Source organism: Desulfobulbus oralis (assembly GCF_002952055.1).
In the GTDB taxonomy this organism is placed as follows: Bacteria; Desulfobacterota; Desulfobulbia; order Desulfobulbales; family Desulfobulbaceae; genus Desulfobulbus; species Desulfobulbus oralis.
Genome location: NZ_CP021255.1, coordinates 135,006 through 155,348 on the forward strand (window position 1 = coordinate 135,006; position 20,343 = coordinate 155,348).

The following is a 20,343-nucleotide window of genomic DNA, read 5'->3' on the forward strand; positions in this document are numbered from 1 at the left end:
CTCCGGCCTGCTTGGCCCGGTGGAGTACAAGGCAGCCATGATCTTTCTCTGCTTCCTGATACTTGGCGCGCTTTTGGTCATTCTGCAAACCACGCTGCTGATGCCCAGCCCTCTCTGGGCCTTTGCACCGGATTTCTATTTTATTTTCGTGGCTTATCTGGCCAGCCGCTTTACCGTGTTTCAGGCCCTGATACTGATTTACCTGCTTGGTCTGATGCTGGATGTGCTGGTTGGCACCATGTTGGGCATGTCCACCTGCCTGTGCTTTGCCGGTTATGCGGTGATGCGTCTCTTTGCCGGCAAAGGCGCGTTCAAAGACTACTTCTATTCCATTCCGCTGATTTCGCTTTGTTTTTTTGTGCTTTCCGGCCTGGTGTACGCGGTCTTTGATTTTGTCTATCCAGACCAGCTGGCACCGTGGAGCTGGTGGAAAATGGGCCTGCGCACCCTGACACTGGCGGTCTTTGTCTGGCCTGTCTTTCGGCTTCAGAACATGGTCTACAGCTATGCCGCGAATGCGGTCATGCCCTGGAAGCGCCTGAAGGTGCGCGACAATGCGCGCCGGCGGCAGACCTGAACCGGCCCAATTGAAGGAGTGCATACCTTGCGCAGATCAAACCGACGCCGCCCCGGCAGCCTGCCCCATCGGGACAACAGCTACGACGAGGGTGTGGTGCCCCTGATGGCGCCGCAGGACAGCGACGAACTGAAGACGCAGACCCAGAAGGGCCTGTATGCCATGGGCTGCATTCTGGCGGCCTTTATCGTCATCATGGCCAGGCTTTATTTTTTGCAGATAAAGCAGGGCACAGACTATGACAAACTGGCGGACTCCAACCGGGTGCGCTATCTGGAAATCATGGCCCCGCGCGGCAATATTCTGGATCGCAAGGGTCGCGAGATGGTGACCAACCGGCCCTCGTTCAACGTGATCTGGCTGCGCACGAGCAACCGGCTGGACGAGGAGTGGTTGAAGACCCTGAGCCGGGTTCTGGACGAGGATCCAGGGGTCCTGCTGGAAAAAATCCGGAAAATGGTGGGGCAGCCCGGCCATCTGCCGGTCAGACTGGCGGAGGACATCTCCTGGGACAAGGTGCGGCAGATTGAAGTCAACAAGATGTATCTGCCGGAGGTCAGCATCGAGGTCGTGCCGCTGCGGGTCTACCATTACGGCGACCTGGCCTCGCATCTGATCGGTTATCTGGGGGAGATCAGCAAGGACGAGCTGGATCGCATGGACAGGAGCCGCTACCATGGGGGCGATCTCATCGGCAAGGCCGGTCTGGAGCGGCTGCGCGAGGACGATCTGAGCGGCATCAAGGGCCGTGACTACATGGAAGTCAATGCCCTGGGCTTCGAGCAGAAGCCGCTCAAGGGCGAGGCGCCGGTGCCGGGCAGGAACCTGCAACTGACCATCGATGTCGATCTGCAAAAGATCGCGGAGGAAGAGCTGGCCAACAACAAATTTGCGGGCGCGGTGGTGGCGATCGAGGTCAATACCGGCCGCCTTCTGGTCTCCGCCAGTTCGCCGCCGCTGCATCTGCAGGACTTCGTTGGCGGCATTTCCAAAGCCAACTGGAAGGCCATGCTGGACAATCCCCTGCATCCCCTGGTGAACAAGGTCGTGCAGGGCCAGTATCCGCCGGGGTCCACCTTCAAACCCGTGACCGCGCTGGCCGGTCTGGCCGAGGGGGTGATCACGCCGGACACGACCTTTTTCTGTCCGGGCTTCCACCGCTTCGGCAATCGCACCTACCGCTGCTGGCGGCATGCCGGCCACGGCTCGGTCAACATGAAACGGGCTGTCGCCGAGTCCTGCGACGTGTATTTCTACATAACCGGGCAGAAGCTGGGCGTAGACCGGCTGGCGAAGTACTCAAAGCTCTTCGGCTTTGGCAGACTGACCGGCGTGGAAATGGAGCACGAAAAGGCGGGTATCGTGCCCTCGACCGACTGGAAACGCCAGCGTTACCCCCGCGATGCCAAATGGCATGAGGGCGAAACGCTCTCGGTTGCCATTGGTCAGGGCTACAATCTGGTGACGCCGCTGCAGTTGGCCGTGATGACCGCAGCCATTGCCAATGGCGGCACGATCTACAGGCCCGCCCTGGTGGAAAAGGCCTTTTATCCGGACGGCACCGTGGCCCAGAGCTTCCAGCCCGAGGTGCTGCATCGTTTTACCAATCAGGGCCGCAACCTGAAACTGATCCGCGACGGCATGGTGGAAGCGGTCAACGGCCGGCGCGGCACGGGCCGCCGGGCCCAGGTCGAGACCCAGGGCATTCAGGTGGGCGGCAAGACCGGTACGGCCCAGGTGGTACGCATCAAGCAGTACCAGCATCTGAAGGAACAGGATATCCCCTACAAGTACCGGGATCATGCCTGGTTCACCTGCTTCGCCCCGGCCTCCAATCCGGAGATTGCGGTGACCGTGCTGGTCGAGCACGGCCTGCACGGCGGCTCGGCCTCGGCGCCGATTGCCGCCAAAATCATGACCCGCTATTTCAACGAGAAGCTGGAACAGCTTCAGGTGCCAGACGTCCTGGAGGATGGGGACGAAGAGGATGAGCACGGGCATGATGACGAGAACGGGGTGGCGCCGGCTGCGCCAAGCATGGGCACACCCCTTCAATTTTAGGGCACAGGTTCATGACGTCGATAGACAGCCAATTTTTCAAGCAGTTCGACTGGGTCATGCTGATGCTGGTGGTGCTGGTGTCGGCCATGGCGCTGACCAATCTCTACAGTTCCAGCTACGCCGGGGGCGATGTCGGAGCCTCTTCGCTCTTCCTGAAACAGTTGGTCTTCTTCTGTGCCGGCCTGGGCCTGATCCTCGCACTCCAGCTCGTTGAGTATCAGCACATCGCCAAGGCTGGCTGGATTCTGTATGTGATTATCCTGCTGCTTTTGATCTACACCAGAATATTTGTGGACAGCGTGGCCGGAGCCCAGCGCTGGATCGACCTGGGATTTTTCAACCTGCAGCCCTCGGAACCGGCCAAGCTCGTGATGATTCTGGTCCTCACCTGCTGCTATGCCACAGGCCCCTCGGTGAGCGGCGGCTACCGGCTTCGCGACATGATCAGGCCCATGATTCTGGTGCTCCCCCCTTTGCCCTGATCCTCATCCAGCCCGACCTGGGGACCGCGCTCATTGTCGCCGTGGTTTTCATTTCCATGACGCTTTTTGTGCGTCTGCGCTGGCTTACCCTGAGCACCCTGGCGGGTCTGGCCATATCCTGCGTGTTTATCGGCTGGAAATTTCTGCTCAAGCCCTACCAGCGCAAGCGTATCGAAACCTTTCTCAATCCGGAGGCCGATCCGGCCAATCACGGCTATCAGATTTTGCAGTCCAAGATCGCGGTGGGCAGTGGCAAGCTTTTTGGCAAGGGCTTCATGGAAGGCACCCAGGGGCATCTCCATTTTCTGCCGGAGCGCCACACGGACTTCGCCTTTGCGGTATGGGGCGAGGAGTGGGGCTTTGCCGGCTCGCTCTTCTTTCTGGCCTGCTACTTCTTCATGATGGGCTGGGGCGCGTATGTTGCCATGACCGCCCGTGACCGGCTGGGCGCCATCATGGCCTTTGGCTGTGTGGCGCTCATCTTCTGGCAGGCGGTCATCAATCTGCTCATGATTCTGGGCTTTCTGCCCGTGGTCGGTGTCCCCCTGCCCCTGTTCAGTTATGGCGGTTCCTCCATGCTGACCAATATGGCGGCCATCGGCATTCTGATGAATATCCGCATGCAGAGCAACGCCATAAACTACAACCGCGGGGTTCGCTAGGCTGTCTCCGCTGCCAGCACCAGTCTGGCCAGGGCCTCGATGAAGAGCGGGTCATCATTCAGGGCTCTGGCCAGGGTGTAGCGCATGCCCAGACCCTCGGCCAGTTTCCGGTACTCCATGTCCAGCTCCACCAGGGTTTCCACGTGGTCGGAGACAAAGGAAATCGGCAGCAGCAAAAGGTTGTTCACACCCTCTGCCGCCGCTTTTTCAATGGCTTCGGGCGTTGAAGGCGAAAACCAGGCCACCGGGCCACTCCGGCTCTGAAAACAGAGTTCGCCCCGCTGGCCGGTCTGTTGCTCCAGGGCGGCAATCGTCTTCCCAAGATCGCCCACATAGGGATCGCCTTCATCCACCAGGCGTTTCGGCAGATTGTGGGCGCTGTACAGGAGCCGCGTTTTGCCGCCCAGAGCGGCAAAACTGGCCAGACCCTCCTGCACCCGTCTGGCCAGCGCGCTCACGTATTCCGGCTGATCCGGCCAGGCTCTGATCACGGTCAGCGGCAGGGCGGGACCGTCTTGCAGGGCACGTTCCAGGGCCAGGAGCGAGGAACCGGTGCTGGCACTGCAGTATTGCGGATAGAGGGGCAGGGCGACAAGCCGCTGCACACCGGCCGCCCGCAGCTCGGAGATCGCTTCCTCGGCGCATGGGTGCCAGTAGCGCATGCAGGGCCGCACGAGGTAACGGCCATGCGCGGCCAAGCGGGCTTCCAGCGCCCGGGCCTGGGCCCTGGTCAGGGCCAGAATGGGAGAACCGCCGCCGATGCGGGCATAGTTGGCCGCACTTTTGGGGGCACGGCCTCTGGCAATCAGCCAGGCGATGAGTGGCTGCAAAAAGGCCGGGCCCAGCCGGATGATCTGCCGGTCGGAGAAGATGTTGAAAAGAAAGGGCCGGATGTCATCGGGTTTTTCCGGCCCCCCCAGATTGAGCAGCAACACCCCGGTTGCCGTATGCAGATCTGTCATGGAAACTCCAGAGTTCCTGGGCCGCTGCCGGAAGATGCAGGCTCTGCTTGCTTTTCCCGGTGCTGCCTTTATAATCGAAATCAGACCGTCAACTTCCTAATATATTTCCACTCTTTTTTCCGCTGATTTCTTGAAAGCCGTTCTGTACGGTACGCGGTTTGGGAAAACGGTCATCTTTCTGACAACGGCATGGCGCCGTTGACCACTGTCTGACGATTTGGAGGTCGTGTATGGAACTGAAGGTCGAAGCGAAAAATCTCGAAATGCGCGACAACTGGCAGGAGAAAATCGAGGAGGAAAAGGCCAAACTGATCCGCCACTATGCCAACCTGGTGTTGCACCTGCGGGTGACCATCGAGGCGACTCCGGGCCACAAGGGGGGGGGCTATGCCGTTTCGCTGGTGGCGGCCGTCCCCGGCGACACGGTGGTGGTCAAGCGCGAGGGCGAAAAGGTACGCCCGCTTTTGGTGGAGGGCTTCGACGTTCTGGGGGCGCAGTTGAAAGATTTTGTGCAGAAAAAGCAGGATTACCGGGCCTGACGGCAGGCTCCTGCAGCAAAGTCGCATGGCCCTGCATGCCCTGCCTGGTTGGTCCGGCAGGGCTTTGTTGTCTGTGGGACCAGCCATGCGGGGCAGGCCGATGCGCTGGTTGTCAGCATGACCTTGACAGTACGCCTGTGACTGTCCTGAGCAGCTTTGTTGTGGGCAAGTGCTCCGTGTTGCAGTCGTGGCACGCCAGTTGCCTGGCCTCTCGGATTGCGTATCCGCTCCCGCCCGCAGGCTGGAATTCCTGGTCTCCCGGGCGCCCGCCTTATTGCAGATCCGGCACTTCGGTCAACCAGTTCTTTTCCTGGACTTTGAGGTCCATATTTCTGATCTTCCGGGCGAGCGCATCCACTTCCTTTTGCTTCGCTGCCACATCCACGGTGCTCAACAGGGCGATTTCCTTCTGGGAATAGCGGTCGACTTTTGCCGCCGCCCCGGCAAGAAAGGCGCGCAGGATTGCAGCCTGGGCCATGCGCGCGTCCCGCTCGGCAAGCAGATCGGCAAGGCTTCGTCCCTCCACCTGCGCAGCCGCGTTGGCGCGGTTGATGGTGCAGATCAGCGCAATCAACTGGCAGGTTGCTTCCTCAAGCTCGGCAAGCAGGGACTCGGGTTTTTCTGCAGGCTGGTCACCGGCCTGCACCTTGGCGTTCAGGAGTAAGCGCTCCTTCAACTGGGCGATGCGCTTTTGCGTGTCCGCCCGCAAAATCAAAGCTTCTGCAAGTTTCATTGCTATGTTCCTCCGCATTGTTCAAGGCGCCATACCCCGCTGTCGGGCTGCATAAAGGGGAGCCAGCGGTCATCTGTCTGCGCAAAAGGCCGGGCCTGTCCCCCTGCGCGCGGGCTTGGGGCCAGAGCAGCCTCTTCCGCTGTACCCGAGCGCGGCGGCCCGACGAAAAGGCGCGAGCCCGGTTTCCCCGTGCCCTTGCATCCTCCGGGCAGCGGCGCACTGTATTGCCATTCCGCCATAAGTGCGACCCAAAAAACCGCCGCCCAGGCCAGCAATGTACAGGACTGCCCTCGGCCCATCAAGCGGACTCTGTACTGCATATTTCATTGCTCATTTTTTATGGATTCAGGTATATTCCAAAACATGTTGCGGGACACGCTGAAAACGCCGTCCGGGTTGCACCGGGGCATTCAAATACTGTACCTCGTCTTTTCGGTGGCGCTTGGCCTCCAGTTCGCTCTGTTTGTAGCCTGGCTGCTGGGGAAAAGCCCGCTGTTGGTGCCCAGGCCGCCGGCGGTGGAGGCCTTTCTGCCGATCAGCGCCCTGCTTGCCCTCAGGCGCCTGATCCTGACCGGCAACTGGGACCCTGTGCATCCGGCAGGTCTCGCCATTTTCCTCTTCGCCCTGCTCACGGCCCTGCTGCTGCGCAAGAGCTTCTGCGGTTATATCTGCCCCGGCGGCACGCTGTCCTTCTGGCTCTTCCGCCTGGGACAGCGGCTTGGACTCACCCGGAACCCGCCCGCCTGGCTGACCGGGCTGCTGGCCCTGCCCAAATACCTGCTCCTGGCCTTTTTCCTGCAGGCGACCCTGCGTATGAGCCTGCCCGAGCTGGAGGCCTTCCTGAATGCACCCTTCAACCTCGCGGCAGACAGCAAGATGCTCTTCTTTTTTCTGCCGCCCGACCGCACGGTCTGCATCGTGCTGGCCCTGCTCATCCTGGGCAGTCTGGTGCTGCCCTCCTTCTGGTGCCGCTGCTTCTGCCCCTATGGCGCGCTGCTGGGCCTGATCTCGCTCCTGTCGCCTTTGGCCATGCGACGGGAAACCGGCGCCTGCACGGGCTGCGGCCGCTGCCGCCGGGCCTGCCCGCAGGGCATTGCCGTTGACCGGAAGACGCGCGTCTGCAGCACGGAATGCACCGGCTGCCAGGAATGCGCCAGTGTCTGCCCGCAGCGCTGCCTGAGCCTGCATCTGGATCTGTCGCCACGGCCCCGGCCCCTGCCCTGGCAGCTCATGGGCGCGGCAACGGTGGGCCTGCTCCTGCTGCTCTGGCTCTGGGCACGTCTGAGCGGCCACTGGGTATCCCAGGTGCCACTGGAGCTTTTGCGGAGCCTGCACGAAAACCTGTCCGCCATCCAGCACTATTGACCCGGGCCCAAACGCCCCAAACACAGACCGGACACAAGCGCCGGCAGCATATACGGAGGCTGTATGGAATTTGCACAACTGATTCGGGAACGCTATTCGGTCCGCAGGTTCACGGCCGAGCCGGTTACGGATGCCGAGCTCCAAAGCATTCTGGAGGCGGCCCGGCTGGCGCCGACCGCGGTCAACAAGCAGCCGCAGCGGCTCCTGGTACTCAGGAGCGCCGGGAGCCTCGAAAAACTCCGGGCCTGCACCAAGTACAGCTTTGACGCGCCCCTGGTCATCGCGGTCTGCGCCAACACGGCAGAAGCCTGGGTGCGTCCCCACGACCAGGACAACTCCGCCGTGGTGGATGCGGCCATTGTGGGCACGCATCTCATGCTGGCTGTGCACAATCTGGGTCTGGGCAGCACCTGGTTGGGCTTTTTTGATCCAGTCCTGTTCCGGCGGGAGTTCAAACTGCCGGCCCACATCGAGCCGGTGGCCCTCTTTCCGATCGGCCACCCGGCCCCGGAGGCCCAGCCCTCGCCCATGCACGCCAAAAGGCGGCCGCTTGCCGAAACGGTGGCGTACGAAACGTTCTAGCCCCAGGCGGCAGGGCGGGGCCAAGACTGTGCCCCGCGTCTTGCTCTATTCAAGGCACTGCTGACGGCCGCCGCTCTCCAGGCAGAGGCGCTCGCCGTCCGTGCGGGCGGTAATGCTGCCGCTTTCCGCGGTGGCAAAAACCAGAATCCCCTGCTGCTGCCAGCTTTCGAGATGGCTGCTCGCCGGATGAGTGCCCTTTTTTGCGGCACTGGCCGAGACGACAATGGCCCGGGGCGCGACCGCCCGCAGAAAGGGGGTGTAGTGGACCCGCCGCTGCCGTGATGTCCGGCCATAAGCACATCCGCACGCAGGAGCGCTGGCGGCAGATCCCGCAACAAAAGGCGCTCCCGGGCCGCCGCGATGTCGCCGGGAAACAGGAAGGCCCGCCGGCCCCGGGCCAGCCGCACCAGGAGACTGCGGTCATTTTCGCTGACCTGCCTCGCCTCCCGGGCTTCCAGGCCAAAAGCCTCCAGCACAAAATCCGGCCCGGCTGCCAAAGTCTCTCGGCCCGCGATCTGCCGCACCGCGATCCCCGCAGCCCGGGCCTGCGCCAGCATGGCCCGATAGGCCGCTTCGGGCCTCTCGCTCACATTCACATAGAGCACCTGCGGCCGGAAGCGCGCCAGCACAAAGGGCAGACCGCTGTAGTGATCACTGTCCGCGTGGCTTGCCAGCGCCGCGTCCAGCCGCCAGATGCGCCGCCGCCAGAGAAAGGGCGCGACCCTGCGACTGCCCACCTCGTAGCCGGCCTGCCTATAACCGCCGCAGTCGATGAGCAGATGCCGGCCGTCCGGCAGGGAGACCAGGGCGCTGGCGCCCTGACCCACGTCAATATAGCTCACCCTGAGTTCACGCTTTCCGGGGTGCAGCCACAGGGAGGCGGTGAAGGAGAGGAGCAGGCCGCAGCTCAGTACGGCGGCCACGGTGCGCCGCAGCCTGCCGCCGGGCAGCAGCCGGAACCACAGGGCCACTGCTATAAAATATACTATTATTTCAACGGGATGTGGGGTGATGGTCCAGCATGAGGCCAGCGGAATACGGGTAGCTGCCTCCAGCAGAAAGAGCGCGGTTTTGATGCCCCAGCCCCCCAGGCGCAGGGCCATGAGCGCCGGCCAGGGCAGGCCCGGCAGCAGCAGGAAGAGTGCCAGTCCCGCCAGACCGCAGGGCAGGGCCCAAAGGCAGAGCAGCGGTTCAATCGCCAGGTTCATCAGCGGGCCGACCAGGGAAAGGCGGTTGAAGTGGTACAGCATGAAAGGTGCGGTGCCCAGGGTGGCGGCCACGGAAACCATGAGCAGGGAAAGGCCGGCCCGGCGCAGGCTTGAGCAGATGCGCCGGCGGGACATGAGTCCCGGCCCGGGCAGCTCTGCCGGGTCCTCGGCCCCTTCCGGCGGCTGCAGGCAGGGCAGGCGCGGCAGGATCAGCACCAGGGCGGCGACTGCCGCAAAGGAAAGCTGGAAGGAAGCCCGAAACAGGGCCAGCGGCTGCAGGGCCAGAACGACCAGCGCCGCCCCGGCCACCAGATGCAACTGTATCCGGCGGCGGTACAGGAAGAGGGCTGCAAGCGCCAGCAGCGTGGTGATCAGGGCGCGCACAACCGGCACATTCAGCCCGGCCAGACAGGCGTAGAACAGGATCAGGGGCATGCTCAGGCCCAGGGCCAGCATGCGGGCATGACCGGACAACAGAATCCGGGAGGAACGCCTGAGAAGCCCGTAGGCCAGCGCTGCCGCCATGGCCGTCACCAGCCCCACATGCATCCCGGAGATGGCGAGAATATGCAGGCAGCCGCTGTTCCTGAAAAGTTCCAGCATCGCCGGGGACAGACTCTGCTGCGCCCCCACCAGCAGCGCCTGATACACAGCCGCGACTTCCGGCTCCAGTCGGGCTTCCAGAAAACGGGCCGTGCGCTGGCGCAGGCGCTCCGCGGCAAAGCGCAGACCCTGCGCCGGGCCGGGCGCCTTTTCCGGGAGCAGCTTCAGTGCCGCCGGGGCGCTCAGCCACAGGATGGCGTCGAAATCCTGCGCCTGCACGGAAAAGGCTTCGACTTTCGGTCGTTCTGCCCAGCCCATGGCCAGAATCAGGTCGCCCGCCTGCACCGTCCCGGGCATTTTGCCCCGCATCCGCAGGGCCACCTTGCCGGACAGGGGGCGGAAGCGCTCGTCCACGCCGTGGATCAGAAGGCCTGTCACCCCGAGCGTGCAACGGGAGAGCGAGCCGTCGCCGCTCACCATATCCAGAACGCGGCCCTGCACCGTCACCTTGCTGCGTTCCGTCAGCGCCGCGGCCACCCGCTCAGGTCCGGCGGGCGCGTGCAGGGCCTGCCAGCCGTGCAGCGCACCGGTACAGCAGAAAAGCGGCAGCCCGGCCCAGACCAGGGCCCGCCTGGGAGAGCAGCACAACAGGGCGATCAGGCAGAGGGCGATGGCGGCCAGCAGAATCGCGATGAACGGCGAGTCTGGGGCCAGACGCGGGGCCAGTTGCTGCGCCGCCGCAATGCCCAGCATAAAGGCCAGACTCAAAAGCGGCAGCAGATGATGACGGCACCAGGCCATGCGTGCACCGGAACAGGGCTGCCGGCCTCAGGGGCCAGACAGCCAGGGCTCGATCAACTGCAGATGCCGCTGCACCACGCCCCGCTGCGCCAACAGCCAGTTGAGCGCTGCGCCGCCCCTGCGCTCACGCTCCCGCTCATCCGTAAGGAGACGCCGCAAAGCGTCCTCGAGACTCCGGATCTCCAGCCGGAGCGCGCCGCCCACAGCCTCAAGGGCGGCAGCGATCTCGGCAAAGTCCGCCATGTGCGGGCCAAAGCAGACAGGAATACCCGCTGCCGCAGCTTCCACCGGATTGTGTCCGCCCAAAGGGACCAGCGAGCCCCCGATAAAAGCCACATCAGCCAGGGGATAACAGCCAGCCAGCTCGCCCAGGGTATCCAGCAGCAGGAAAGGGCCCTGCCCCGCCTCCCTCGGCTGGCTGCGGCGGCGGAAAATCAGCCCGGATTGGGCAGCCAGCGCCGAAATGGCCTCCGCCCGGCCGGGCTGACGTGGCGCCAGGAGGATCTGCAGATCCGGGATTGTCGCGCGCAGACGGGCACAGACCAGCAGCAGCAGTTCCTCCTCGCCCGGGTGCGTGGAGCCAAGGAGCAAAAGCGGCCCATGCTCGGCAAAGCCGTACCGGCGCCGCAGGCCCCTGCTCCATGCCTGCCGCTGCCCCGGGGCGGCGGTGAGCGCCCTGGTTTCAGCCGCGTCGAACTTCAGATTGCCCAGGGTGTGGATGCGGGCAGGCGCGAGCCCCAGACTGGCCATGTTGTCGGCATCCGCATCGGTCTGCATGCAGAGGGCGGAAAAACAACGGAACATGGGCGCAAAAAACCAGGAAAAACGCTGGTAGCGGGCAAAGGAACGCGCAGTGATGCGGCCGTTCACCAGCAGGGCCGGCACACCGGCCTGGGCGAGCTGCTGCAGCCAGCCCGGCCAGAAGTCCGTTTCCACCTGTATGAAGACCGCAGGCCGTATCGTGCGGATGAAATGGCGGACGACCGGGTAGAGATCATAGGGCGCGGCCACGATGGCCTGGCAGAGTTCCGCAACGTGGGTCCTGGCCACGGCCTCGCCGCTTTTCGTGGTCACGCTCAGCACGATGGGCGCCTCCGGCCATCTGCTTCGCAGTCCCCGCAGCAGGGGGGCGCAGGAGCTCAGCTCGCCCACCGAGAGCGCGTGTACCCAGAAGACCGGCCCCTGCAGCCACCCCAGCCGGCGGGTCAGGCCAAAACCCAGTCGTGCCGGCACCCTGGCCCGGTACCTGGGATGCAGACAGGCTGCCGCGAGCAGCAGCAGGATGAACGGAGCAAGCAGAAGGCGCAGCAGATTGTAAAACAGCAACATGGTGGCGTCGGGGGAGCGGGAAAGGAGAACTGGCCTCGGTAAAAAATGAAGCGGCAATGCAAGCGCCGTCAGAGCCTCGGTGCCGGCCCATGGCGAGTCGGTGCGGGCTCATTCGGGACTTTTGCCAAACCTGACATCGCCGACAAGAGTGCCTGGCACTGCCGCAAAAAAAAGCGCATAATGCAGACCCGTCAACAAAAAGATGCCCCGGACTTTGGGCGAATATGAACGCGAATCACGATCTTTCCCGCTTTGTGTCGGCGCAGGAGGGCCGTTACGAGATGGCCTACGCCGAACTGGCAAACGGCCGCAAACGCAGCCACTGGATGTGGTACATCTTTCCCCAGCTTTCAGGCCTGGGCTCCAGCCCCATGGCGCGGCGCTATGCCTTGAGCGGTCTGGAAGAGGCCAAAGCCTTCCTGGTGCATCCGCTGCTGGGGACAAGGCTTGTCCACATTTCGGCGCTGCTGCTGAGCCTTGAGACAAACAAGCCCACCGAAATTTTCGGTTTTCCGGACGACATCAAGCTCCGCTCGTCCATGACGCTCTTTGCCCTGGCCCGCCCCGAAGAGCCGGTGTTTCAGTAGGTGCTCGACAGGTTCTTCGGCGGTGACAAAGATCCGCTGACCCTGCGGCTTTTGCGAATAGGGTGATGGAAAAAACTGTTTAAAGATTTCAATCCGCGCCCTCTGAGGGCATTGCTGTCCGGCGCACCCGGGCGGGCCTGCGGTCAGGATGCTGTGGGCGTGGCCCCTGCCCTACTCTTCTTCAGACTCATGCTGCAAAAACGAGGGCCGCTGCTCCGGCGAATAGGGAATGCGCCCCCGCTCTTCCAGAATCGCCTCGAACTCCAGAAGCTGCGCCTCGGTTTCGATGCTGTCCACGCCCAGTTGGTCGTGGCGGCAACTGCAGTGCACGAGCTGGCCACCGCACCAGGGGCAAATCTCCACCACGCAGCCCAGCTCGTGATATTCGCCGCTGGCCGCATGGCAGACCGGGCACAGCTCCTCATCCTGATTCAGGGCTTCGTAGTTGGGCAGCTCGCCCGTGGCTTTGCGCACGAAATCATCCACGCTCTCGTAGCCGAAAAAGTCCAGCAACTCGTCGGTCAGACAGCCGTCCTTCACGTCTCCATGAAACTCGACGCCCTCGTCGGAGACCAGATACACGTAGCGCCCGCTGCCGCTTGCCAGTGCCAGCAGGAAGATGCCCTGCCTGCGGTCTATGCGCAGAATTTCGCGCGCCCAGTCCTCGGCCGCCTCCGGCAGAAAGCTGTAAAACTCCCGCAAGAGCATGAGTGCCAGCCGGTCGTCCCGGTACTGGTCCACCAGATCATCGGCCCCGGCGCGCTGCGCCTCGGGCACGGCATAGTCCATGGCCCGGCGAATATCGCGCAAAAGTGACTTCACATCATTTGCTTCCCGCATGTGCCTCTCCAAAAAAGGCATGAAACCTGAAGAATCCGTGCACTACCGCTCTTCACCGCGCGCCAAGGCGGTCTGGCTTTCCGGACTGTGCCTTCTGCTGTACCACAGCAGCTTGCGGCACACCCCGCGGATCAGGCTGGCCTCTTTCTTCTTCAGGCGTACACGGCCCAGAAACTGGCGGATATTGCGCATCCAGAAGACGTGATTGTCGTCACGCAGGAAGGTGATGATGTCCAGGGCCTCCTCGATGTGCGCATACATGCCTTCCAGGTCATAGGAGTTGGCGAAATCCGACTTGGGCACCCCGGAAAAGGGGTGGGCGTGCAGGGCGGTGTAGAGTTCATAGGCGTGGATGGCCACGGCCTGGGCCAGGTTCAGCGAAGCAAAGTCGGCGGTGGGAATGGTGGAGGCATACTGGCAGAAATCCAGGTCTTCGTTGGTCAGCCCGCTGGCCTCGGAGCCGAACATGAGGGCGATGCGCGTCTCGGCTGCCAGCGGCGCAATCTGCGCCATCACTTCCCGGGGCGTGTGATCTTCCATCCGTCGCCGGCCCTGGCGCGCGGTGGCGCCCACCACAAGCTGAAAAGGCGCGACCGCTTCGGCGGTGGTCGCGCAGTAGTGCATGTCGCGAATCAGAAAGGCGGCCTTGTGGGTGGCCATTTTGAGCATCCGCTCTTCGTCGTGATGCTCATCGCTCACCACATGGAGCCCGTGGATGCCAAAATTGCAGGCAATGCGGGCTGCGGCCCCAATATTTTCCGGGAATTTGGGATGCACCAGGATGATGCCGCAGCCGGAAAGCGCGCCACCATCCACCTGGGAGCGGCCCACCCCTACCTGCCGCTGTGCTGTTCCAGCTCGAGCGGCCCACGGCCCGGCGAGGAGCTGCCGGTCATCCGCCGGATAAAGGGAATGATGCCGCGCTCGGCCCGGACTATCTCTTCTTCCGCCTCCTGAACGGTCATCTGCCAGACCGGCGCAAAGCCGGGCGACTTGGTCATCATCACGTCCACGGCCCGCTGGAACACCTGGAGCTGCCGGAGTTCGGCACGGCCCGGCTTCTGGTTCAGGCTTTGTACCATGTTGCGCAGATTGTCCCGCTCCTGCTTCAGATTTTCCATCTCCTGCTTGCGGCGCTCGGTTTCCACGGCGTCTATTTCCAGCTTGGTTTGCAGATGCTCCCGCAGCTTGCGCCGGTCCCTGTTGAGTTCCCGAATCTTGACACAGCCCCGGAGCCAGACAAAAACCGCTCCGATCAGGCCAAAACCCAAACCAATGGTAAAAGGATTGAAAAGCAGATCGCCAAGCCAGCTGGTATCCATGCGTATGCCTCAAAAGGTAGTGAGAAAGTCCGGGGCCAGCCGCGCGGGCGCCCTTGGCCCGCGGCCAGCCTCCTTGGCCTGCGGGCTCTATTTTTATGGCAAGCATCCGGCAGCGTCAAGGAAAAGCGCAGAAAAGGGGCCTCCACCGAGGTTCAGGCCAGGGAAAAAACAAGGCGCCTGGTGGTGATATCCGCAGTCTCGAGCCGCGCCTGCACCACATCGCCCAACTGAAAAATGCGGCCGTGCCGCTCGCCGATCAGCCGGTGGCGACGCTTGTCGAGCAGATAGTAGTCGGCGGGCAGCAGGCTCATGGGCACGCCGCCGCTGATGCCGCTGGCCTCCAGGTCCAGATAGAGGCCAAAGGAGCTGAAGCCCGAGATGGTGGCGCCAAAGCTTTCGCCCTCCCGCCCGTGCAGACAGAGCACGGCCATACGCGCCAGAACGTCCCGCTCCAGCTCGATGGCCCGGCGCTCACAGCGGGAGAGGTGCAGCCCGGCCTCGGCCAGATCGGCAGCGGCCATGGCTGCTTGCTCCCGCTGCAGCCAGGCCTGCAGGACCCGGTGGGCAATCAGGTCGGGATAGCGGCGAATGGGCGAGGTAAAGTGCAGGTAGGTGTCGGCTGCCAGCCCGAAATGGCCCAGGTTTTCCGGACTATAGCGGGCCTGCAGCATGGAGCGCAGCAGAAGATTGCTGATCATGTAGGCCTGCGGCAGGTCTGCGGACAGGGCCAGCACCTGCGCCACCCAGCCGGAATCCGGCGCTCCGGGCGGCAGTTGCAGGCCCAGGGAGCGGGCCGCGTCGGCAAAAATTTCCAGCTTTTCCGGATCCGGAGCCTCGTGGATGCGGTACAGCACCGGCTGTCGCGCCCGGGCCAGGGTTTCGGCCACGGCCTCGTTGGCAGCCAGCATACAGTCCTCGACGAGCATGTGGGCCCCGGTACGCGCGGCCCGGCGGATGGCCACCACCCTGCCGCCCTTCAGCTCCACCTCCGGCTCCGGCGCGTCGAATTCCAGACTGCCGCGGGTCAGGCGCTGCGCCTTCAGGAGCCTGGCCAGGCTCCTGGCCAGCTCCAGCATGGGCAGAATCGCGGCCGGGGCATGGGCAGGCGGGGCCCCATCCTGAAAGAGCAGCCGGTCGATTTCAGCATAGGTGCAGCGCCTGGCACTTTGAATCAGGCTTTTCGTAAAGCGCTGGCCAGTACGACGGCCGGCCGCATCGAAGCGCAGGATCGCCGTAAAGGCCGGCCGCGGCACATCGGGCATCAGGCTGCACAGGTCGTTCGAGAGCCGCTCCGGCAGCATGGGCAGAACCCGGCCGGGCAGATAAACGCTTGTGCCCCGGCGGTAGGCCTCCCGGTCGAGCGCGCTGCCGGGCCGCACATAGTGGCTCACATCCGCAATGGACACGTAGAGCATGAAGCCGCCCTCCGCCGCCCTGGCCACACAGATGGCGTCGTCAAAATCGCGGGCATCCCCGCCGTCAATGGTCACGTGCGGAAGATGCCGCAGATCTTCCCGGCCCGGCTCGCATTCGCTCAGCTCCGGCAGGGCCGCGACCTCGGCCAGCACCGCCTTGGGGAAGGCAGTGGCAAGGCCGGCCGCAAACAGCGCCATGCGCTCTTGCACAGCCGCATCGAGCGGGTCGCCCAGAATCTGCACGATCTTGGCCTGCGCCTGCCGGCTCTCCGAACCGTAGTCCAGAATCTCGGCCAAGACCGCCAGTCCGTCCGCATTTTTGGCCAGCGCATCCGTTCTGCCCACCACAAAGCTCTGGCTCAGGCGCTCGTTGTCCGGCACGATAAAGCCACCGGCCGGGCTGGCCGAAAAGATACCGCACACCTGCGTCCAGGCCCGCTGCAGCACCCGGCAGACCACGCCTTCCTGCCGGCCCCGCCCCGTGCCCAAAAGCCGCACCGCCACGGTGTCGCCGTGCACGGCTCCGCCCAGATCGCTGCGGGCGATAAAAATATCCTTCCCGCCGGCCAGGGCGCTTTGGCCTGTCGGCGCCACGAAGCCAAAACCCTTGGCCGTTACCTCCAACACCCCCGTGACCTGCCGACGCCCCGTTGCAGGCCGCGGGGCGCGGCCGCCCGCCCGTCGTTGCAGAGCAGCGAATCCAGCGCCCCGTTTCTGCGATCTTCGTTTAATGGCCAATCTATCTCACCGTTTTTCTTAAAAAAGCAAGTATTGTGCCCAGTCGGGCGTTTTTCATGGTATGGCAGAATATCTTCTGCTAAGGTGGAAGCTTGTGTTTCTGCCGGGCTCTGCGCAGAACGCCTGCCCGCAACGCCCCTTTTCCACAGCATGCCGAGGCACCATGCAGCACGGAACATTCGATATCGAAGACTACCGTCAGTCCATGGCGGCCATCATTGGTCTTGGCCCGGAAACCCGGGTTTTCTGGTCGGCCCTGGACTTTGCCTGCGATGCGCACAAAAACCAGCGCCGCCGTTCGGGCGATCCCTACATCATGCATCCCTGTCTGGCAGCGCAGATTCTGGCTGCGGAACTGGACATCCGCTCGCCCGAAATGCTGGCCGCCGCCCTGTTGCACGACACCATCGAGGATGTGAAAGGGGTGGACAGCGCGCTCCTGACGGAGAAATTCGGCCCGGATGTCGCTGCCATTGTCGAAGGCTGCACCAAGGTAACCAATTTCACCGGCGGCCGCCAGACTTTCAAAAAGCTGGTGCACCGCAAAATCTTCAGCGGCGCGGCGGCCAGACTGGAAGTCATGCTGGTCAAACTGGCCGACCGCCTGCACAACATGCGCACCTTAAAAAGCATGCCCAGAGACAAGCGGCAGAAAATCGCCGATGAAACCCTGGACATCTACGCGCCCCTGGCCACGATTCTGGGGCTCTTCGACATCAAGCGCGAACTCTACAATCTGGCCCTCACCCACAAATTCCCGCGTCAGTGCAAGCCCATCAGGGCGCATATCAGGGAACTGCTCAAAAATCCGGATGCCCTGGACATCGTGAACCGCATCAGGGCAGCTCTGGCCGAAAAGGGGCTGAAGGCCTGCGTGGAGCTGCGCACCCGGGAATTGTGGGCCTACTACGACATGCACCACCACATGCTCATGCAGCGCATAGAGACCCCGCAGACCATCGTCATCCTGACCGAGGACCTGGACAGCTGCTACACGGCGCTCGGCGTGGTCAACGGCATCTATGCGCCCTCCCCACGGAGCATCCGGGATTTCATCGCGAGCCCCAAGCCCACCGGCTACCAGTGCCTGCACTGCCGCCCCATCATTGGGGGCAGAAAATATCTGTTCAAAATCCGCACCGAGGAAATGCAGCGCCGGGCGCGACGCGGCATGGTGCGGGACTGGACCATGGGCAGCCGGGCAAGCACCCGTTTTTTCAAACAGATTCAGGAGATGTTCGATATTCTGGGACGCGACGAATCCCTGTCCTACCGCGATCTGATTGCCGCCGGCGACCGCAAGGAAATCTACACCTACACGCCGAAAGGCGACCTCATCTGCCTGCCGGTCAATTCCATTGCCCTGGATTTCGCCTTCCGCATTCACTCCGCCATCGGCCTCTCCTGCACCGGGGCCATGATCGGCCAGCAAAAGGTGCCGGCCAGCCATGTGCTCCAGGACGGCAACGTGGTGCGCATCCTCCGGCAGGACGAACCGGTGGTGTTTGACCAGGAAGTGCAGAGCCTCTGCCAGACCCCGCAGGCGCGCGCGGAACTCTCCAAGACCTTCAGGATCCGGCGCGAGGATGTGTCGAGGCAGATCGGCGCCTCGGTGCTGCAACAGGAGCTGCGGCGCTACGGCATCCCGCGGGAGGTGCTGGACAAGGACATGAGCGGCGTGCTCGACCATTTCGGGCTGCCGGACATGCCGGCGCTGTATCTGGCCCTGGGCGAAAACCGGGTGCGGCTGCCCGAACTGGTGGCCGAAATCCGGGACCGGCTCTACGCCGGCCATCCCACCCTGGTGCCTCCCACCGGCATTCTGAATCAGGTAACCTTTTCCACGGTCGATCCGGTGGTGATGAAGGTCTCGGCCTGCTGCCACCCCAGCCCGCTCGACCGGGGCATCATCGGGCTCCTGAGCGAACGGGGCCTGTCCCTGCACCGGAAGGAATGCCCGCAGCTCGCTCGAATCGATTTTCAGCGGGAAGACGCCGTGGAAGTGCGCTGGCAGCTCTCCAGGACCCCGGTTGTGAAGCTGCAGAAGCTCATCGTTATGCAGGCCACGAAAAGCGCTCTGCTCACCATGCTGGCCAAGGCCCCCGAAATCATGGCGATCTCCGAGGTGGTCCATCTGGGCAGCAGCGACCGTGACAGCGCCTGGGAAATCAGCTTTCGGATCAGCACCCTGCTCGACCTGAAAAAAATCATGCGCCACCTGGAGCACTCCGGCCTCGTCTACGAATTCGAGCTGGATATGTAGGCAAGAGGCGCCGCAAGGGCACGATGTCCCTGTGGCCGGCACGCTGGCCCGGGGCTAGGCCCAGGCCGAAAGCCGCCAGGGTCTCTGCGGCTCCGACTCTTGGATCAGCCGCCGCAGGTGCGCCATGAAGGCCTCCCGGGCGATCTCCTCGGCGCCCAGGCTGAGCAGGTGGCCACTCCGCACCTGGCAGTCGATGAGTTCGAGGGACAGGCTGCCTGCGTTGTGCACGAGGCTTGCCAGGGCAACCTTGGAGGCATCCCGGACTGCGGAAAACATGGATTCCCCAAAGAATACCCGACCCAGCCCCACCCCGTAGAGGCCGCCCACGAGCCGGCCTTCCTGCCAGGTTTCCACGGAATGGGCAAAACCCAGCGCATGCAGGCGGGTATAGGCGGCCCGCATCTCGGGCACAAGCCAGGTGCCCGCCGCCCCGTGGCGCAGCGTGCCGGCGCAGGCGGCAATGACCTGCGCAAAGGCGCGGTCTGCCGTGACCTGAAAAACGCCTGAACGCAGCGTCCGCGCCAGACGGCGCGAAACGTGCATCCTGTCCGGAAAAAGCACCAGTCTGGGATCCGGCGTCCACCAGAGAATCGGGTCATCCGGTCCATACCACGGGAAAATGCCCATCCTGTAGGCGGCAAGCAGCCTGATGGGCGACAAATCGCCGCCCACTGCCAAAAGACCGTCCGGTTCGGCCAGGTCGGGCGACGGGAAAAACGGCTGCCGATGCAAACGGAAAACCGGCATGATGCCTCCTGCACGGGGATGCGGAAATAATTTTGTATTCGGCCCTTATTTTTTGTATCCTGTTGCCATGTAGCGGCGCACTGCCACCGGGCAGAGCATCCTTTCCCATTTCTGGCCAGAAAAGATATCCGATGGACAACGAGAAAAAAAGCTGGGATGACATTCCCGCACTTGATCTGCAGGATCTGCAGGTCGAATGGGACTACAGGGCGGAAATCAGCAACGACAAACGGCGCTCCCAGCGGCTGAGCGATCAGGAGCTGGTCAAGGTGTTCGGCGTGCCCTGCATTCCCGTCAAAATCGCCACCATCAGCTCACTCAACCGCGGCATCCTGCAGGACATCAGCGAAACCGGGGTGGCCGTCCGTCTGCAGGAAGCCCTGCAGGTGAACGAGCGGGTCAAGATGGGCTTTTTTCTGGGCGAAGAGAAGATACTCTGCAAGGGCATTGTTCGCCATGTCAGCGAAGGTTCGCTCGGCCACACCTGCGGCATCAAGCTGGTGAATGTGGATGAGGCCACCAAAACGCGCATCCACAGCGTCTACGTTTCCGTGGCCCTGAAACACGGCAACAGCAGATAAGAGCAG

General features: G+C 63.2%; 19 protein-coding genes. 10 read left to right on the forward strand and 9 right to left on the reverse strand.

The features are described 5' to 3' along the window. Positions 1–37 precede the first annotated feature (37 nt). From mreD to CAY53_RS13645, 4 genes are read left to right on the forward strand one after another with little or no spacing between them, the layout of a single operon-like run. Positions 38–577, forward strand: a complete 540-nt coding sequence (gene mreD, locus CAY53_RS00535) for a rod shape-determining protein MreD (RefSeq protein WP_181040325.1) — start codon at positions 38–40, stop codon at positions 575–577. An 18-nt stretch (positions 578–595) separates the two neighbouring features. Next, positions 596–2,638, forward strand: a complete 2,043-nt coding sequence (mrdA, locus tag CAY53_RS00540) for a penicillin-binding protein 2 (protein WP_425430769.1) — start codon at positions 596–598, stop codon at positions 2,636–2,638. Between the two features lie 11 nt (positions 2,639–2,649). Beyond that, entirely contained in the window at positions 2,650–3,120 is a 471-nt protein-coding gene (locus CAY53_RS13640) for an FtsW/RodA/SpoVE family cell cycle protein (RefSeq protein WP_281261032.1), read from the forward strand. Positions 3,121–3,161: 41 nt separating this feature from the next. Beyond that, positions 3,162–3,782 (forward strand): FtsW/RodA/SpoVE family cell cycle protein, encoded by a 621-nt coding sequence (locus CAY53_RS13645; RefSeq protein WP_281261033.1) that lies wholly within the window; start codon positions 3,162–3,164, stop codon positions 3,780–3,782. Here the strand turns inward: CAY53_RS13645 and hemH are convergent. Then, entirely contained in the window at positions 3,779–4,744 is a 966-nt protein-coding gene (hemH, locus tag CAY53_RS00550; RefSeq protein WP_104935482.1) for a ferrochelatase, read from the reverse strand. The genes CAY53_RS13645 and hemH overlap by 4 nt on opposite strands. 230 nt (positions 4,745–4,974) lie before the next feature. Between hemH and CAY53_RS00555 the strand changes: the two genes are divergently transcribed. Further along, on the forward strand, positions 4,975–5,283 hold the full coding sequence (locus tag CAY53_RS00555) for an HPF/RaiA family ribosome-associated protein (protein ID WP_104935483.1): 309 nt from the start codon (positions 4,975–4,977) through the stop codon (positions 5,281–5,283). A 271-nt stretch (positions 5,284–5,554) separates the two neighbouring features. Here the strand turns inward: CAY53_RS00555 and CAY53_RS00560 are convergent, their stop codons facing one another. Continuing rightward, the gene (locus tag CAY53_RS00560; protein WP_104935484.1) at positions 5,555–6,016 is read right to left on the reverse strand and encodes a DIP1984 family protein; all 462 of its coding nucleotides are present in this window, start codon (positions 6,014–6,016) and stop codon (positions 5,555–5,557) included. A gap of 363 nt (positions 6,017–6,379) precedes the next feature. Here CAY53_RS00560 and CAY53_RS00565 point away from each other — a divergent pair, with 363 nt between their 5' ends. After that, positions 6,380–7,381, forward strand: a complete 1,002-nt coding sequence (locus CAY53_RS00565) for a 4Fe-4S binding protein (RefSeq protein ID WP_104935485.1) — start codon at positions 6,380–6,382, stop codon at positions 7,379–7,381. Between the two features lie 63 nt (positions 7,382–7,444). After that, the gene (locus CAY53_RS00570; protein WP_104935486.1) at positions 7,445–7,963 is read left to right on the forward strand and encodes a nitroreductase family protein; all 519 of its coding nucleotides are present in this window, start codon (positions 7,445–7,447) and stop codon (positions 7,961–7,963) included. On the opposite strand, the gene CAY53_RS00575 is transcribed toward CAY53_RS00570, so the two are convergent. Beyond that, positions 7,960–10,515 (reverse strand): DNA internalization-related competence protein ComEC/Rec2, encoded by a 2,556-nt coding sequence (locus CAY53_RS00575; protein ID WP_104935487.1) that lies wholly within the window; start codon positions 10,513–10,515, stop codon positions 7,960–7,962. The genes CAY53_RS00570 and CAY53_RS00575 overlap by 4 nt on opposite strands. A gap of 27 nt (positions 10,516–10,542) precedes the next feature. After that, a complete protein-coding gene (locus tag CAY53_RS00580; protein ID WP_104935488.1) occupies positions 10,543–11,844 on the reverse strand; it encodes a 3-deoxy-D-manno-octulosonic acid transferase in 1,302 nt (433 codons plus the stop codon). A 224-nt stretch (positions 11,845–12,068) separates the two neighbouring features. Here CAY53_RS00580 and CAY53_RS00585 point away from each other — a divergent pair, with 224 nt between their 5' ends. Further along, positions 12,069–12,431 carry a DUF1810 domain-containing protein gene (locus tag CAY53_RS00585; protein WP_181040327.1) on the forward strand — a complete coding sequence of 121 codons (363 nt, stop codon included), beginning with the start codon at positions 12,069–12,071 and terminating at the stop codon, positions 12,429–12,431. Between the two features lie 171 nt (positions 12,432–12,602). Here the strand turns inward: CAY53_RS00585 and CAY53_RS00590 are convergent, their stop codons facing one another. The 4 genes from CAY53_RS00590 to rnr all read right to left on the reverse strand — a co-directional run bounded on the left by CAY53_RS00590 (position 12,603) and on the right by rnr (position 16,746). Continuing rightward, positions 12,603–13,271, reverse strand: a complete 669-nt coding sequence (locus tag CAY53_RS00590; protein ID WP_146106340.1) for a hypothetical protein — start codon at positions 13,269–13,271, stop codon at positions 12,603–12,605. A 42-nt stretch (positions 13,272–13,313) separates the two neighbouring features. Beyond that, entirely contained in the window at positions 13,314–14,102 is a 789-nt protein-coding gene (locus CAY53_RS00595; RefSeq protein WP_104935490.1) for an RNA methyltransferase, read from the reverse strand. A gap of 2 nt (positions 14,103–14,104) precedes the next feature. Beyond that, positions 14,105–14,593 (reverse strand): hypothetical protein, encoded by a 489-nt coding sequence (locus CAY53_RS00600; protein ID WP_104935491.1) that lies wholly within the window; start codon positions 14,591–14,593, stop codon positions 14,105–14,107. Between the two features lie 152 nt (positions 14,594–14,745). Next, positions 14,746–16,746: a ribonuclease R gene (rnr, locus tag CAY53_RS00605; RefSeq protein WP_104935492.1), complete on the reverse strand. Its 2,001-nt coding sequence runs from the start codon at positions 16,744–16,746 to the stop codon at positions 14,746–14,748. Positions 16,747–16,909: 163 nt separating this feature from the next. On the opposite strand from rnr, the gene CAY53_RS00610 reads away from it, so the two are divergent. After that, complete coding sequence (locus tag CAY53_RS00610) at positions 16,910–19,009, forward strand: RelA/SpoT family protein (RefSeq protein WP_104937374.1); 2,100 nt, start codon at positions 16,910–16,912, stop codon at positions 19,007–19,009. 54 nt (positions 19,010–19,063) lie between these two features. On the opposite strand, the gene aat is transcribed toward CAY53_RS00610, so the two are convergent. Next, on the reverse strand, positions 19,064–19,756 hold the full coding sequence (gene aat / locus CAY53_RS00615) for a leucyl/phenylalanyl-tRNA--protein transferase (RefSeq protein WP_104935493.1): 693 nt from the start codon (positions 19,754–19,756) through the stop codon (positions 19,064–19,066). A gap of 131 nt (positions 19,757–19,887) precedes the next feature. Between aat and CAY53_RS00620 the strand changes: the two genes are divergently transcribed. Further along, complete coding sequence (locus CAY53_RS00620; RefSeq protein WP_104935494.1) at positions 19,888–20,337, forward strand: PilZ domain-containing protein; 450 nt, start codon at positions 19,888–19,890, stop codon at positions 20,335–20,337. Positions 20,338–20,343: the final 6 nt, after the last annotated feature.

Coding starts and splice junctions, on each gene's coding strand:
- mreD (WP_181040325.1), top strand. CDS start 38: ATGATCTTTCTCTGCTTCCTGATACTTGGCGCGCTTTTGGTCATTCTG.
- CAY53_RS13640 (WP_281261032.1), top strand. CDS start 2,650: ATGACGTCGATAGACAGCCAATTTTTCAAGCAGTTCGACTGGGTCATG.
- hemH (WP_104935482.1), bottom strand. CDS start 4,744: ATGACAGATCTGCATACGGCAACCGGGGTGTTGCTGCTCAATCTGGGG.
- CAY53_RS00555 (WP_104935483.1), top strand. CDS start 4,975: ATGGAACTGAAGGTCGAAGCGAAAAATCTCGAAATGCGCGACAACTGG.
- CAY53_RS00560 (WP_104935484.1), bottom strand. CDS start 6,016: ATGAAACTTGCAGAAGCTTTGATTTTGCGGGCGGACACGCAAAAGCGC.
- CAY53_RS00565 (WP_104935485.1), top strand. CDS start 6,380: ATGTTGCGGGACACGCTGAAAACGCCGTCCGGGTTGCACCGGGGCATT.
- CAY53_RS00570 (WP_104935486.1), top strand. CDS start 7,445: ATGGAATTTGCACAACTGATTCGGGAACGCTATTCGGTCCGCAGGTTC.
- CAY53_RS00575 (WP_104935487.1), bottom strand. CDS start 10,515: ATGGCCTGGTGCCGTCATCATCTGCTGCCGCTTTTGAGTCTGGCCTTT.
- CAY53_RS00580 (WP_104935488.1), bottom strand. CDS start 11,844: ATGTTGCTGTTTTACAATCTGCTGCGCCTTCTGCTTGCTCCGTTCATC.
- CAY53_RS00585 (WP_181040327.1), top strand. CDS start 12,069: ATGAACGCGAATCACGATCTTTCCCGCTTTGTGTCGGCGCAGGAGGGC.
- CAY53_RS00590 (WP_146106340.1), bottom strand. CDS start 13,271: ATGCGGGAAGCAAATGATGTGAAGTCACTTTTGCGCGATATTCGCCGG.
- CAY53_RS00600 (WP_104935491.1), bottom strand. CDS start 14,593: ATGGATACCAGCTGGCTTGGCGATCTGCTTTTCAATCCTTTTACCATT.
- CAY53_RS00610 (WP_104937374.1), top strand. CDS start 16,910: ATGCAGCACGGAACATTCGATATCGAAGACTACCGTCAGTCCATGGCG.
- aat (WP_104935493.1), bottom strand. CDS start 19,756: ATGCCGGTTTTCCGTTTGCATCGGCAGCCGTTTTTCCCGTCGCCCGAC.
- CAY53_RS00620 (WP_104935494.1), top strand. CDS start 19,888: ATGGACAACGAGAAAAAAAGCTGGGATGACATTCCCGCACTTGATCTG.